7 protein-coding genes are annotated in these 15,309 nt (G+C 49.3%); 1 reads left to right on the top strand and 6 read right to left on the bottom strand.

Features of this window, described 5'->3' with window-relative positions; all coding sequences use genetic code 11:
• Positions 1 to 6: 6 nt before the first annotated feature.
• From AC27N8_RS06165 to AC27N8_RS06150, 4 genes are all read right to left on the bottom strand, one after another.
• The gene (locus AC27N8_RS06165; protein ID WP_487065019.1) at positions 7 to 819 is read right to left on the bottom strand and encodes an NUDIX hydrolase; all 813 of its coding nucleotides are present in this window, start codon (positions 817 to 819) and stop codon (positions 7 to 9) included.
• 149 nt (positions 820 to 968) lie between these two features.
• Complete coding sequence (locus tag AC27N8_RS06160) at positions 969 to 6,185, bottom strand: tetratricopeptide repeat protein (RefSeq protein WP_487065017.1); 5,217 nt, start codon at positions 6,183 to 6,185, stop codon at positions 969 to 971.
• 40 nt (positions 6,186 to 6,225) lie between these two features.
• Entirely contained in the window at positions 6,226 to 8,115 is a 1,890-nt protein-coding gene (locus tag AC27N8_RS06155) for a toll/interleukin-1 receptor domain-containing protein (protein ID WP_487065015.1), read from the bottom strand.
• A 310-nt stretch (positions 8,116 to 8,425) separates the two neighbouring features.
• Positions 8,426 to 8,701: a transglycosylase gene (locus AC27N8_RS06150; protein ID WP_487065013.1), complete on the bottom strand. Its 276-nt coding sequence runs from the start codon at positions 8,699 to 8,701 to the stop codon at positions 8,426 to 8,428.
• A 350-nt stretch (positions 8,702 to 9,051) separates the two neighbouring features.
• Here AC27N8_RS06150 and AC27N8_RS06145 point away from each other — a divergent pair, with 350 nt between their 5' ends.
• Positions 9,052 to 12,849, top strand: coding sequence for an nSTAND1 domain-containing NTPase (locus AC27N8_RS06145; protein ID WP_487065011.1), 3,798 nt, complete (start codon positions 9,052 to 9,054; stop codon positions 12,847 to 12,849).
• Here the strand turns inward: AC27N8_RS06145 and AC27N8_RS06140 are convergent.
• Both AC27N8_RS06140 and AC27N8_RS06135 read right to left on the bottom strand, forming a co-directional pair.
• A complete protein-coding gene (locus AC27N8_RS06140; protein ID WP_487065009.1) occupies positions 12,825 to 13,181 on the bottom strand; it encodes a CU044_2847 family protein in 357 nt (118 codons plus the stop codon). The two genes, AC27N8_RS06145 and AC27N8_RS06140, sit on opposite strands and share 25 nt — an antisense overlap.
• Before the next feature lie 324 nt (positions 13,182 to 13,505).
• Positions 13,506 to 14,978 carry a benzaldehyde dehydrogenase gene (locus tag AC27N8_RS06135; protein WP_487065007.1) on the bottom strand — a complete coding sequence of 491 codons (1,473 nt, stop codon included), beginning with the start codon at positions 14,976 to 14,978 and terminating at the stop codon, positions 13,506 to 13,508.
• Positions 14,979 to 15,309 lie beyond the last annotated feature (331 nt).

The raw sequence follows: 15,309 nt of genomic DNA, 5'->3' as shown, positions 1-15,309 counted from the left end.
ACGACGCTACTTGAAGAGTGTTAAGATCTGTTGGGTTGTAAAGTGGATATCGTCGGGGGCGGGTAGATCAGGTACGCGAGCCAGCTCGACCCACTGTCCCTCGAACTCGGCGCTGGCTTGCCGCTCGCCCACGATGTGGCAGAGATAAATGAAGTCGTGATGATAATGCGTGTCGATATCTTCTAGCAGGATCTGATAGGGAACTGGTAAGAGGCTTGCATCTCCCAGTTCGGTGCCGACGCCATCCGGCTGTTGGATAAAGCGAACCGTATATCCAGTCTCCTCGCGTACCTCGCGTGCGACCGCTTCGTGAGGATACTCTCCCTCTTCGACATGGCCTCCAGGAGGAAACCAGCGACCATCTGACTTCAAGATCATCAGCACCTGATTATTATCCTCACTCAATACATACGCCGTTGCCGTATAGTCAAAGCTATGCCGTGGACGTCCGGCGCTACGCCGATTGATGACTTCGCGGCGGCTGCGCTCCGCTACTATGATCCCGTTCACCTGTTCAACGAACGTAGCGCCAGTCAGAACATAGTCAACGTAGTCGCCGACGCCAGCGGTATCATCGGAGACATGTGACAGCAGAACGACGTTGTCGGGATAATTCTTGCGCCAGCGTGCTCCCTCACGTGGACTACAGATAGCCAGGGTATCTTGTTGCGTGCGTATGCTGTGCTCCACGCTGCTTTGATCCAGGGAAGCTGGCGCAAGATCAGGATACAACTTTTGTACTTGTGGTAGGAGAGCCTGGAGGCTATCGGTAGCGGGCGTGATCAGAAAAAGGAGACCTTGTCTCTTTCCTTCAAACATGGTGGCGCATCCTTCTAGTGTGGTCGATAACAAAAAGATTGCTGCGCAATTCGCGCACACAACAATCTCTCTTTATTTTACTCGCCAGAGCGAGCAAGCCTGTTGTTAAAAGAGTATGCTATTTTTGGCTATTGGACAAGGGATGGCTCTTATTTACCAATACCTTTCAGGATATCGGACAGTGACTGCGCATAAGGATGTTGTTCTGGGAGTAGAGGATGCTCACCGTCAAGGATACCCAGGATTGCAGTCAAAAAATCTATCTCAAGCTGCCAATCAGTCCCTTTTTCTAGAAAGAAATCACACATCATACTTACTTTCTCACGCCATTCAGAATGTTGCTCTTTCCGTTCTGTCATGATCAGAATTGTAGTGTCAACAACATCCCGAAATTGCTCGGCCAGAGATCCTGTTGAAGCATGTGGAGTGGCGAATATTTTTTTTGTATCCAGGGATTGCTCCATGCGTTTTGCAAAGAGATCAGCTATATCTTGTGCGAGATTCTTAGTATCTGGTTCAACGAGCTCTATTAACTCATTGGTGACAGGCATAGCCGGTATGCTCTGGCGTATAGTCTGTAGTATCTTTGGGAGCTGTTCACTCAGAAGTTTCGTCACATCCTGTAAATTATCTTGTTTCATAAACTGATCCCGATTTGACTCCGCTCCGGGACGATTCATCTGCTGCGAAAGTTGCTGAAGCAAGCCAAAATTGTAAGCAATCCCTCCATCTGGTTGTAACATCTTTTCAGGTTGTAATATCTTTGTGGTGAGCGCAAAAGCTTGCTGCATCGTCGTAAGAGAATCATTCAGGCGCTTCTGTGAAGAATAGAAAGCTGTCAAGCTATTAAGAGTCTTGAACTCCCCCAAATAATTTTTCTCCTGGCGTGCGATGGCTAAGGCTTGCTCGTAGTAAGCAAACGCTTTTTGTGGTTGCCCCATTTGGTTGTGGAGCCTTGCCAGATCATTCAGCACTATCACTTCTCCCTCACGGTCGCCAGCTTTTTGTTGCACTGTAAGCGCTGCGCTATATTGAATAAGAGCTTGCTGTGGCTGTCCTATGTGGAGATAAATCTCTGCCATACGGGAAAGGGTAGATACTTCTTCGGCGTACTTCCCCAGTTCTTGCTCAGCCAGTAAAACTTTCTGATAAAGCTCCAAGGCTCGTTGAGATTCTCCCATATGGCTGTAAGCAAAGGCGATTCCGTGGAGGCAGAAAGCCTCTCGGCTACGGTCTTTTTCCTCCTGACATATACGCAACGCTTGTTCAAGATGGAGAATGATTTGCTGTGGCTGCCTCATCGTGGTATAGACGAATGCTGTGTCTATAAGGATTGCGACCTCCTCGCTACGATTCCCCATTTCGCGTATGACAGATAGCGCTTGTTGATAGTTGGTCAGTGCCTCCCGTGATTTTCCTAAATCTCTATATATATGTGCCATGCTCGAAAGAACTTTAGCTTTCTCTACCTGGTTGCCTGATTCTTGTATAAAAGGGAACGCTTGCTGATACAGTGGAAGAGCTTCTAATAAATTGCCTTGCTGGGTGTATATCTCGGCCAATTTGGTAAGAGCCATCGCCTCCCCTTTATGATCTCCTCGCTCACGAAAGATGGGTAGGGACTCTTTATAGTGTACAATTGCCTCTTGCCTGCGTCCTGCTTGACTGTACACGCCTGCTATCATGATAAGGATGAATGACTCCGCTTGACGATCTCCTATCTCTCTTACGATAGGTAACGCTTCCTCACACCATGTTAGTGCCTCTTGCACATGTCCAGACTGGCTATGCAGCTGTATGATATTTGCAAGAATGGTAGATATCCCTTGCCGATTACCTACCTCACGCATCATGGGTAACGCTTCTTCATAGAGTGTGAGCGCTTTCTGTGGCTGTTTCATCTGACTATACACACTGGCCATGTTAAGGAGAGTTACCGCCTCTCCCGCCCGGTCACTTACTTCACGCCGGATGGGTAGCGCCTCTTCATAGAGATGAAGCACTTGTTGTAGTTGGTCGCTTTCTTCAAACACGAGGGCCATATTATTGAGTGTATTCGCCTCGCCTGTTCTATCTCCGATCTTGCGCCTGATAGCTAAAGCTTGTTCATAGAAGTTCAGAGCCTCTTGCCTCTTGCCTTGCAGGTGATATATTCCTGCTATACCATTAAGCGTACGGGCCTCTCCCTGTCGGTCACGTACCTCACGCTGGATAGGAAGCGCCTCCTGATAAGTGGTCAGCGCCACCTCTACCTTTCCAACATGCTCATATGCCAATGCCATGTTGCTTAATGTCGATGCCTCTCCAATTCGTTGTCCTAGTTCGCGTGTCTGATATAAAACCTGCTGATAGAGATCAAGCGCCTCCTGGGATTTCCCCTGCTCATCGTAGATCAATGCCATGCCGGAGAGCGTAATGGTTTCATCTACACGGTTTCCCAGTGTTCGATGGATAGGAAGCGCCAGTTCATAGAGTGCGTACGCTTTTTTTCTCTGTCCCATTCCATTGAGGACAAGTGCCATGCCGTTGAGAATACGCCCCTCCATGGCGCGATTCCCTCCTTCACGTATGATCGATAATGCCCGTTCATAAAAAGAGAGTGCTTCTTGTCTTTTTCCCACACTGCTATATGCCATAGCTATATTTGCCAGCAGTGTTGCATCTTCTGAAGCATGTACATCCAGCTTCTCTGAAGGGGATAAAAATTGGGTGACGGAGTTAAGCAACGCTTGCGGTTTCCCTATTACACCGTCTATGACGGCCATGGTATGGAGGATAGCCACTTCTCCTGTTCGATCGTCCAACGCACGCGCAATCAATAACGCCTGTTCCATAAGAACTTGGGCCTCTTGCCTTTTTCCGCTCAGGCTATAAAGAGCTGCAATACCCACCAGGATAGTTAACTCTTCTGCACGATAGCCCATTTCTTGTGCTATTGGTAATGCTTGCTGATAGAAGAGAAGTGCCTCTTGCTGCTGCCCTATCAGTGCATGCATCGATGCCAGGTATTGAAATATGTGTAGTGTCTGCTGCTGATCTTTTCCCTGCACAAGCTCTAGAGCCTGTTCGAGCAGGATAAAACCTTGATGAGTGGCACCCAGGTAATGTGTGATCCACCCCCAGGATATCAGATAATTGATCTGCTCTTCTCCTGTTGTATAGATCCAACCACGCTCAAGATCCGCGCGAACTTGTTGCGCAATCACTGTGGCTGTAGGACTACTTCCCAAATTTCTGTAGAGTTCAGAACTCAGGTGAGCATATGCGCTGCCAAAACGCCTCAGCAGTTCTTGGTATTCTGATGAAGCATTCAGATCGCGTTCGACATAAAGCCGTACTACTGGCCAGAGAGAATAGAACTCCAATATCTTTTCTTGCACTGGGATATGTCGCCTGCTGAGTAAGCCACGTTGCCAGAGTCGCTGCAAGTGATCGTAGAAAGCTTGATGTGTTGTATGATTGTTTTCAGTGGTGGGGGAAACCGTATCCAGTATCATTGCGGCTGTCTCTGCCTGGAATGGTGCATGCAAGATGGAAAGCCTGCTTAGCAAGGTATATGTTTCTTTATCCAACGTATTGAGACTTATCTCAATACAGGCGTGAAGCTTGCGATGGCGATATTCTACGTGTTGATAGGTATCCTCTGCACTGAGAAGATGCGCTTCATATTCCTGGATGAACTGTGGGAGAGACACCGTGCTGTTATTAAAAACGCCACTGAGTAGCCGTAGACTCAGTGGATGTCCCTCAACTTTACGACTTAGTTGCTCTGCCAGAGGTTGGGTGATTTCAGCCGCACGTTGCGGTGCGCATCGACGGAAAAATGCGTATCCGTCTTCATCTGTAAGTCCTCTCAGTTCTAATGGTTGCTGATTATCCCAATCGAGCAGCACACGAGAGGTAATAAGTAAGCTAACAGTTGGTCCAGGCAACTGGCGAAGCAAGGCTGCTAGTTCTAATGCACCAGTATCATGCCTGCTAACTGCTTCAACCAGTGCATCCGCATTATCGATGAGCAGCAATGTACGTCTTTGCGCCAGGCTATTCCAAATACGTTGCTCCAACGCTTGCTGATCTGTTGTCTCCTGTGTATCTATTTTCAAAAAACGTGCAAGATCGGTGACAACTGCTGCTCGATCGGGTAGCTGCTCCAAATTGGTTGCCCAGACACCACCCGGCCATGCATATGCAAAGCGTTTCGCCGCCTCACGTGCCAACGCCGATTTCCCCTGTCCTCCTGGGCCGTGAATAGTGATTAGGCGTGCTCGTTCGCCACCTGCGAGCAAGTGCCCTAGCGCTTTGAGTTCCTCTTGACGCCCCTCAAACAAACCCTCAATGTGTGGCAAGGCACTGAGATCAATGAGAGGTTGATTGTCCCTTATCTCTGCTCTACCACTTCGCAAGAGAAAACCTGGTGTTGGTATTGCCAAAGAGGTATAAAGCACTGGGATGCCGATTAAGAAAGGATTAGATGTATCAGCTAATGCAATGCGTGCCTGGAGTAGTGCCTCCTCCACCGCAATACCGCGAGCAAGTTCACTATAAAAAGTGCGTGAGAAAATTCTGGCTTCTGCGTCATTAATGCTTAGACGCATGCCAAGAGCATAAGGCGTCTTTTGTCGAACCAGAGCAAAAGCAAGATTACTAAAAGATGTTGGACCTGGCGCCGCGCTGGCACAGGCATTGAGCACAACGAGGAAGACAGTATCACGGATACGTTGTGTTAGTTCCCTGGCCGTAATTTTTTGTACATCTCCATTTTCATGCTCAAAACAGAGCACAGCTCCTTGTGCTTCTTGTCCTCCATGCCCCATAAAATGGATGATCTGTCCTGTATGGTTGGCTAATAAATGACGTGTCCTCTCCAGGGTCGGTGGACGCGTTCGCTCCAGCGTGATGGCATAAGGGAGCTCTTCGACAACCTCCCGGAGGCGCAGCCACTCTTCCTCAATATTCAGTGGGGCGAGATCGCGGCTAAGTGGATGTGCAGGGATAGCAACGATACGCATAGTATCAGCTAATGTGGTAGGGGTAAGACGCTGGTCGACTGGTAGACTACGCACGAAGGCATATTTAAGCACGAGAAAGCCATCCGGCCCATAGACATATTCCCAGGGAATAGCATCAATGTCTCCATCTGAGATAACCAGCACTAGCCGGGTTCCTCCGGCCGCAAGGATACTTCGTGCCAGACTGGCAAGAGGAAATAGTGCATCATAGAGCTTTATACCATAAACGATCGGATGGCTTTGAGAAGCCGTTGCGTCAAAGGATTGTAACGGGGGGAGTTGAAAGCCATGAGAAAATTTGCCATCACAGTGTACCGTGATACGGGTACGTGTTTGATGTGTAAGAATTAGTTCCACTGGATCCTCTTCCTTACTTTTCGCGTGTGTCTGCGAAATGCTACGGTTGAAGTTGCTCCAAATTTGGGTGGGGATGGGTAAGAGCCAATTCTAATGCCGTTGTGCTCTTTCCTCTCACTGATAGCATTTGCTCGATTACAACTCGTATCTCCCTGGAAATTTCTGCCAGGGCATCATCGCGGTTACGCCACTCCACAACAGGCTTTTTGTTTCTGGGAAGTACAACCAGATGGCTGAAAGGTGTCTCCTGCCAATCTATGGAACGCAGTAGAATAGGGATAACACATGCTTTTCCCTCATTCTGCATTTGGAGTGCTGGTCTAAGTTGCTGTTCATAAAACTCATCAGAGGCCAGTAAATCAGCACTGATCAGTAATAAGATCAGCTGGGAGCGTGCAAGGAGATCAGTGACTTCAGCACGAGGCCGTCCTGCATTTACATTGTACGCATGTAATTCTTCAATCCATCCCCTGCGCCGCAATACCGAGAGGTGTTTCTCCAACTCTCTTTGCAGCGCGGTATCCTGAGGAGCATACATGTAGAAGATGTTTAATCTTACCTGCGAGCGTTTTTTTTGCCTGACAGGCAACGCAGAAACCGTTTCATCTAATTGCCAGTGAAATGGTAAGACATTTTCTTTACAGTCTCTACTTCGCCAGAGGCCGAACAGAGATTTGCACACCTCTACATTCCACTTGATCTTTCCAGACACTTCTGAGGTTTCACGAGGGACGCGCAATACAACCAGGACATGCTTTGTCTCTGGGGGGACTTCCTTTTGTTGCCTGCCTCCATGATAGAGCCAGTAAAATTCTTGTTCACCTTCTCCAAAGGATGTAATGTGCGGATAAAGAGGGGGGAATGAAATCGGTACGCCTATTTGATTTGTAGAGGCATTTAGTTCTTCGATCCTCAGATGAGAAGAGATGGTATAAAATGTTGGGCTATTGATCGGCGTAGTAATATTTTTTGGGAAGAGGTCAAAGGCCAGAGCTCCTGGAGTAGTCAATTCCACAGAAAACTTTACCCGTTGATAATAGTTTTTCCCCAACGCTGCATGAAGCGAAAAGGGCATGAAGATCAGGTAAAAAGTAGACACGGTGCCTTTGACTGCTTGTACCAATGGTGCTCCTCTTTCCAGTGGATCAGGAAGTACATAGATATGTACACTTTGAGGATTTAATGTAATTTTACCCTCAGTGATTTGCCTTTTTCCTTCTCCACGCGGCACCTCTTCTTCACTTACAATATCCAGCGTGATTGTGGTCTCAGATTCCGCCAACGGCGCGTTGCTTAAGAGAATCTCGCCTGACGTTTGCGCCTTCATCAAGTGTGCGGCTGCATCAGCCTGCAGTATCTCCTCTGCCTTCTCGCGCACTCCCATCATCAAGTCAGACTCGCACAGATATTCCAGTAAAGATAGGATTTCCTCTCGATACTGGTCCTGTTTGAGCAAGATGGCGGCCTGAGCAATTGCTTCTTTGCGAGCAAGCAGATGCTCATGTGCGGCTTGCTCATACAAATGCCACAATGGGTGTCTGCCTTGCGCCACCGGAAAATCTGGGAACATACGTAGAGTTGCCACAGTCTCTACACCATTTTCTTTCCAAGTATGTGATCTCTCCTGGAGCGTAATGTCAGACAAGGCTACTGTATCAAGCTGTACTGTGAAGATAGGCTTACGTATCCGTTGTGCGAAGAGGAGCTGCTGGGCTAACCATTCATCCTGGCTAGCCTCGTTACTCCAAACAAGCACGAGCGCGGCACTGCCCAGGATACCTTTCTCAATGGCACGGCGCAAGAAGAGATTCTGTTGGTCAGAGTGCTGTGGATCATACCAGATGATGTATCCATCTGCGTAAAGGCAACGACGAATTTCGGCTGCAACGGCCATATTTTTCTGCGTAAAGGCCAGAAAAATTTGGGTCATGCGTTTTCTCCTGATGGGTACTGTCTTTGCCACTAAGAGACGCTAACCGCGTAACATTGCATATTCATAGCTACAAAATGCATGTTAAACTGAAATGTAGTGTATAGTTTGACATATTATATCACAATATGTCAAATGGTGCACACTGCTGATCTGGTGCAGCAGAACATTTCAATGAGGAGATAGATTGCGGCCTCTCTGTTATGCTATACGTAGGTGAATACGACACTATCATTTTTTGCTATTATGAACATAAAAGTGACCCTGCTAAGCCTGGTTTGCCTGGCAGGGTCGATGCGATGCTTATCGCTTAGCGAATGCGACGATACGAAGCGACGCTGCTCCAGACGACGACGAGCATGATGGCGGCGATAATTGAACTGACGAGCGGTACCCCTTCGATAACAGGTTCGCCTACGATGTGAAAGTGGAAATAGCCCACGATCAGGAAAATTGCGAACAGACCAACCATGATTGAACCCAGGATGCCAGCAGGCGCACGTCGCCCGGCAATTAATTCACCCAGAAAACCGATAATTGCAGCAATAACGATCCAAACGATTAATTCAGTGACTGTGACGGCCATGAGAGACCTCCTTGTAGACTAAAAACATATAAATGAATTCCATTTTCTCTTTTGTTCACGGTTGAGGCTATAAGGAGGACTCAAAATATCGCTCATGGATTGGTTTATTGCGAATCAGGAGATCGCATGCACGAATTTTTTCATTTATTATCTGTGGTTATGTAGATATATGAGATGTAATATATTACTTTCATATATCTAGCTTTCATATATCTAGAATTTGTGATATTCTTATGGGTGATAAATAGTAGATTGTAATTCTATGTAAGATATGAGCCATTTTATTAAAAAAATCTATTGCTTGTGATAATTGGGAGCAAAGAGAACCACCGGCAAGGAGATTACTTGCTATGCAAGAAACTATAGATGCTGCATTGGTGCGTATTCACTCGAAAGATGGAGAGGTTGTTGGGGCTGGTTTTCTCGTTGGGGAAAGCTTCATACTCACGTGTGCTCATGTGGTCGCACAAGCGCTTGGCTATGAGGACGATACTGATAGTCTCTTGTCATCACAGGTGCAACTCGATTTTTCACAACTTGTCTCGCATACAGTTCTTCTTGCCAGGGTCGTCTTATGGCTTCCTATACAAAGCGATAGTCAGGGTGATATCGTTGTGCTGGAATTGCTCAATGAGCCACCTGCAGGAGCGAAGCCGACTCACCTGGCTCAGGCGGACAAAGTCTGGGGTCATTCCTTCCGAGCTCTAGGTTTTCCACGCGGCTACGATGATGGTGTCTGGGCAACTGGGCGGCTCTTAGGACGGCAAGGGACTAGATTAATTCAACTAGAAGACATCAAGATTCCGGGCTTTCCTATCATGTCTGGTTTCAGCGGTGCTCCGGTGTGGGATGAGCAATTACAAGGTGTTGTAGGTATGATCACGCTTGCCAGTCAAGCAGCTACGACAAAGACAGCCTTTGCTATCCCCTCTGATGTTCTGGTCAGCTCCTGGCCTCAGCTTGTTCCTCGGCCTTCCGTCTCACGTAATCCTTATAAGGGACTTCAGCCCTTTACCCAGGTCGACACGCGTGATTTCTTTGGGCGTGATGCCCAGGTCGATGCATTGACAACAGCGATAGAAGAGGCGCTGACCAAAGAGCAGGAGGGAGAGTATGTCGTGCGTCTGCTGGCAGTGCTGGGAGTCAGCGGTTCGGGCAAATCGAGCGTGGTAATGGCTGGACTCGTTCCCCATCTACGGGCGGGAGGCATCCCCAACAGTCAGGACTGGATTTACTTAGATCCTATTATCCCAGGCACTGATCCGCTCGAAGCGCTCCTCATCGCGCTCAAGCCACACTTTCCTGATACCAGTTTTCCTGAGTTGCATGAGAATGTGGAAGAGAATGTACCCAGAGGCCTCCATCTGCTCGCAACACAACTGGTCAGCAAGCCAGGGCAGCGGGCAATCTTGCTCATTGACCAATTTGAGGAGGTCTTTACGCTCACGACTGACGAAGCGAAACGGCGAAAGTTCTTTGATCTACTCGTGACAGCGGTCACAGAGCCGCGCGATCCTCTCTTTGTCATCCTCACGCTACGAGCGGATTTGTATGATCGACCGATGCAATATCCTGAATTGTATCGGCTGATTGATGAGCATCATATTTCTGTGCTGCCTATGGGGAGAAACGAGTTGCGCAGTGTCATTGAAGGACCTGCGCATTTGCCAGAGGTACAGCTGACCTTTGAGGAAGGGCTAATTGAGGAAGTGCTCTTTGCCGTTGAAGGGCAAAGCGGGACCTTGCCACTGTTGGAATTTACGTTGGATCAACTGGTGCACCGCCGCGACGGACATCAGTTAACCCTGCGTGCCTATCATGAGATGGGTGAGGTTAAAGGAGCTTTGTCTCAGTACGCAGAAGAGGTCTATCAGGGGTTGCCCTCCAATGAGCATCGAGAGGCCGCCCGCGATCTGTTTTTGCGGTTGATCCATCCAGGAATCACCGAGCAAGATACCACACGACGACGCGCACAGTACAATGAGTTTGAGCAAGCTGATTCAACGCGGACACGACGGATACAAGAGACTCTGGAGCGATTTATACGAGCTCGGCTGCTGACGAGTAACTGGGTAAGTGGCATCCACACGATTGAAGTCAGCCACGAGGTGCTCATTCGCGAATGGAAAAGCCTCACCGCCTGGCTACAGGCGGCGCGTGCTGATATCCTGTTCCAGGAGTCTTTGAGTGAAGATGTCACTGAATGGGAGCAACAGAAGCGACCCCGAGACCGACTCTATCGTGGTGTGCAATTCAAAGAAGCGCGAGGCTGGGTCAGTCGCAACAGGCCAAATAAGCAAGAAGCAGCATTCCTGCAGGCAAGCGCAGCTCAGCAAACGCTACAATTTGCAAGCATCGTCGTTGTCGGGATTTTGCTGATCTCTTCGCTTGTCACGGCAGGATGGTTTGTGGCATTCAACCGTGCGATACACCCTGATCCAACGCTCGTCACGACGCTCGAAGACAATGTCTATGGATCATTACGCTATTGCATCGAGAATGCTCCGACAGAGAGTACGATTCGTTTTGCTCAGGGCCTGCACGGAACCATCGCTCTGAAAGAGTCTCTGAGTTTTTTAACCGGCGAACACCTGACTATTCAGGGTCCAGGAGCGGGCCAATTAACTATCAGTGGAGCCAGGGACGGCGATACGCATATCATCGTGCCTCTCGGCGCCACACTTACCCTTGCCGGCTTGAGCTTTAAAAACGGCCAGACGATTATATATGCATTCATCGAAAATAAAGGTGCTCTGACAATAACACAAAGTATCATCTCAAACAATAGTAACTCAGCTGGTAACACCAGCTTCGGTGGTGGCATTTTCAACGCTGATACAGGTACAATGATGGTGAGTGACAGCACCTTCGCAGGCAACACATCAAATGGCGATCAAGCGGGCGTGGGTGGAGCTATCGAGAATGAGGGCAAGCTGACGATCGTTAGGAGTACTTTTTCGCATAACACAGCCGTCGGTGGCAGTAGCGATAGCTTCGGTGGAGGAGGCATCTACAACGCTTCGATGGGTACAATGACTGTGAGTGACAGCACCTTCGTAGGCAATTCATCAAGCAGTGCGGATGGTGACGGGGGGGGCATCGCCAATTCGGGTAATCTGACGATCGTTAGGAGTACTTTTTCACAGAACACAGCCGCCGGTGGTAGTAGCGATAGCTTCGGCGGAGGCATCTACAACGCTAAGATAGGTACGGCGACGGTGAGCGACAGCACCTTTTCAGGTAACTCATCAAGTGGTACGAAAGGTCAAGGAGGGGGCATCGACAATTCGGGCAAGCTGACAATCGTTAGGAGTACTTTTTCACAGAACACAGCGGTCAGTACCAGTGGCAACAGCTTCGGTGGAGGTATCCAAAACTATCAGACAGGTACAATGACAGTGAGCGATAGCACCTTCTCCGGTAACTCGTCGAATAGCAGGCAATCTGGCCTGGGTGGAGGTATCGGCAATGATGGCAAGCTGACAGTCGTTGGGAGTACTTTTTCACAGAACACAGCAGTAGGCAGTAAGGGGGGGAGCTTCGGTGGAGGTATTTTTAACGCTGATATAGGCGCGATGATGGTAAGCAGCAGCACCTTTTCCGGTAACTCATTAAGCGGCACGACGCAAAATAAAGGAGGGGGCATCGACAATGAGGGCAAGCTGACGGTCGTTGAAAGCACCTTCTTGCACAACAAGGCAGAAAGCAGCAGTGGGGATAGCTTCGGTGGAGGTATCTGCAACGACCCGGGTGCTAATCAGGTGAGAATAAGCGGCAACATTATTGCTGCGAATACAGCCACTCACGGCCCTGACATTTCAGGAGCGCTGATCTCAGACGGCTATAATCTGCTTACAGACATGGCTGGAACCACTGGATTGGATAAAAAGGTTGATAGGCAAGTGACAACAGCGAGCCTAAAGCTCGATACTACACTTCGTAACAACGGTGGGCCTACGCAAACGCTCGCGTTATTACCAGGGAGTCCAGCCATTGAGACTGTCCCTCTGAATACATGTCATATTACGTTCACTGACGCCTTTGACAATATAGAAACGATTACCACAGATCAGCGTGGCATGAAGCGACCAGATGGATCAAAGCATGCCTGCGATATTGGTGCCTATGAATCCGCCGATGAGGGTTGAGATAATGTTTCTTCCTGTTTTCCCGTCCAGCGCACCGTCACCTCGAAATTCGCCTCGGCGCTGGCTGAGGCAATGACGGCCCCAGCAGCGGTACTCAATTTCACGCCAAAGCTGATCTCGATTTCATCTGGTTTGTTCCCGATATTCCGTAACTTCTCGACAATACTTTTCGTGGCTGGCAAGACATGGTTGAACGCCTCTTCCAGCGTTTCTTTTGCTTTGGCGATGGTATCTCCACGCCCTACTTGAATAGTGCCCTCTTGCTCGGGCTCATCCACTTCGATAAAGATGCTCCCTCCTTCTTCCAGAGGAAACTCAACCAGATGTTTCATATGTGCCTCCCTGCTATTATTTATTGTATATGTCTTTTTGAACTATACAGCAATTGTACTCTATCTTATCTAGAAATATATGAATGTCAAGAGACGAGAGGCCGTAATATATAAATCCTGATATTTGATCGATTCTTGCTACAGAGAGCGGAATTTACATTCTTCTCATGTCCCTCGGGAGATAGGCAAGGGGATAGGCGGGAGTGCTGAGGGCGATGGTAAGTAAATCGAGGGATATTTATGATGTTGATAGCTTAAAGGACCTGTAGAGCCACGCGAGAACCTATGCCACCGCATAGAGTTCTCGCAACATGCTCCGTAGGACTATAGCTGGTGTGGAGCGATCTGTCCGCGAATCGTCACCCATTGTGTCTCAGTGAAAGCATCCATATTCCAATCGCCACCCAGGCGAGCGCCGGTGCCTGAGGCGCTGACACCTCCAAAGGGAGCCACGGCTTCGTCATTGACGGTCTGATCGTTGATGTGCACGAGGCCAGTCGGGATCTGTTCGGCGATCTCAAGACCTTTCATCACATCCTGCGTCAGAATGCCGAGTGAGAGGCCGTATTCGGTGTAGCGGGCCATCTTGATGACTTCTTCTATGCTGGAGAAGCGTACGACTGGCGCAACCGGCCCAAAGATCTCATTGCGGAAGGCGGGCATCTCTGGTGTCACATCGTCGAGCACGGTGGCCTGATAGAAAAGCTGCTCAAAGTTTCCGCCGGCGGCCAGACGCGCTCCGGCATCGATGCTTGAGGTGACGTATCCGTGGATCTTGTCGCGCTGATGCTGGTCGATGATGGGGCCGAGCGCAACCTGCTCTTTATTTGGATCTCCGACGGCCAATCCCCTGGCAACATCTGCCAGTCGCCTGACATACTCGTCGACCAGGCTCTCGTGTACGAGATGACGGCCGGTCGTCATGCAGATCTGCCCCTGATGGAAGAATGAGCCCCAGGCTCCAGCGGAAACGGCGCGATCGAGATCGGCGTCATCCAGGACAATCAGAGCGCTATTGCCGCCAAGCTCCAGATGGACACGTTTCAAATGCTGGGCTGCCAGCTCGCCGACACTGCGACCCGCATTCGTTGAGCCAGTGAAGCTAATCACGCGTACGTGAGGATCGGTCACGAGGGCCGAGCCGATCTCTGCTCCACCGGGCAAGATGTGTAAGAGACCAGCCGGTAAGCCTGCCTGCTCAAACACGCGAGCCAGAGCGACTCCTCCACAGACCGCTGTGCGTGGATCTGGCTTGAGGAGTACCGCATTGCCCAGCGCCAGGGCCGGAGCTACCGATCTAATGGAGAGGATTAGAGGAAAATTAAAGGGGGCGATCACGCCGACAACTCCCACGGGGAGGCGGCGCGCAATGCTCATGCGAGCCTCTGATGAGCGTAGCAGTTGTCCGTACGGACGTGAGGCCAGGGCTGCGGCCTCATTGCATTCGCCAGTGGCGATGAACGTCTCGAAACCAGCCTTGGGACCAATTGATCCAGCTTCGCGCATGATCCATTGATGAATCTCGCTGGCATGTTGCTCCCAGAGCTGTGCGGCGCGCCGTAGCACGCGAGCCCGCTCTTCATATGGAGCGTGAGCCCAATCTTTCTGCGCCTCGGAAGCGATCTCAGCTGCTTTCGCGACATCATCGAGGCCAGCCTGCCCGATCACTCCTAGCGTCTCTCCCGTGGCGGGCTCGGTAACCGCATATTCTCCGCCAGTCGATGTGATCCAGGTGCCATTAAAAATCTTTCCGCTCCAGATTTCTGGGTCCATAAGTATCGTGGAAGTCGTCGTCATTGAAATATCCTTCCTCAAAATGGTAAGCACTCAAAGGAGACTCTTTACGCAGAAAATTAAGTTCACACCCAACGTCATTGTGAGCTTGTATCTCATCATTTACTGCTTCTTATAGTGTACCACTTAGCGATAGATGGTGGTGGATGTGTTAAAACTATCGCATTCAACATCACAGGATAATAATGTCATTTCTATGATATCGATAATTTTCGAAAACAATATCGGACCGGCTTCAGCACCAAAAAATGCTTTATCATAATGTACGTTAAAGATGTGTATCAAAGCATAAATTCATCACCTGAGCAAGCAAATAGCAATAGATACGATCAGG

The organism is Dictyobacter sp. Z7_2 (assembly GCF_057551105.1).
The sequence above is the reverse complement of the archived record's forward strand: the minus strand, read 5'-3'. Positions and strand labels throughout refer to the sequence as shown.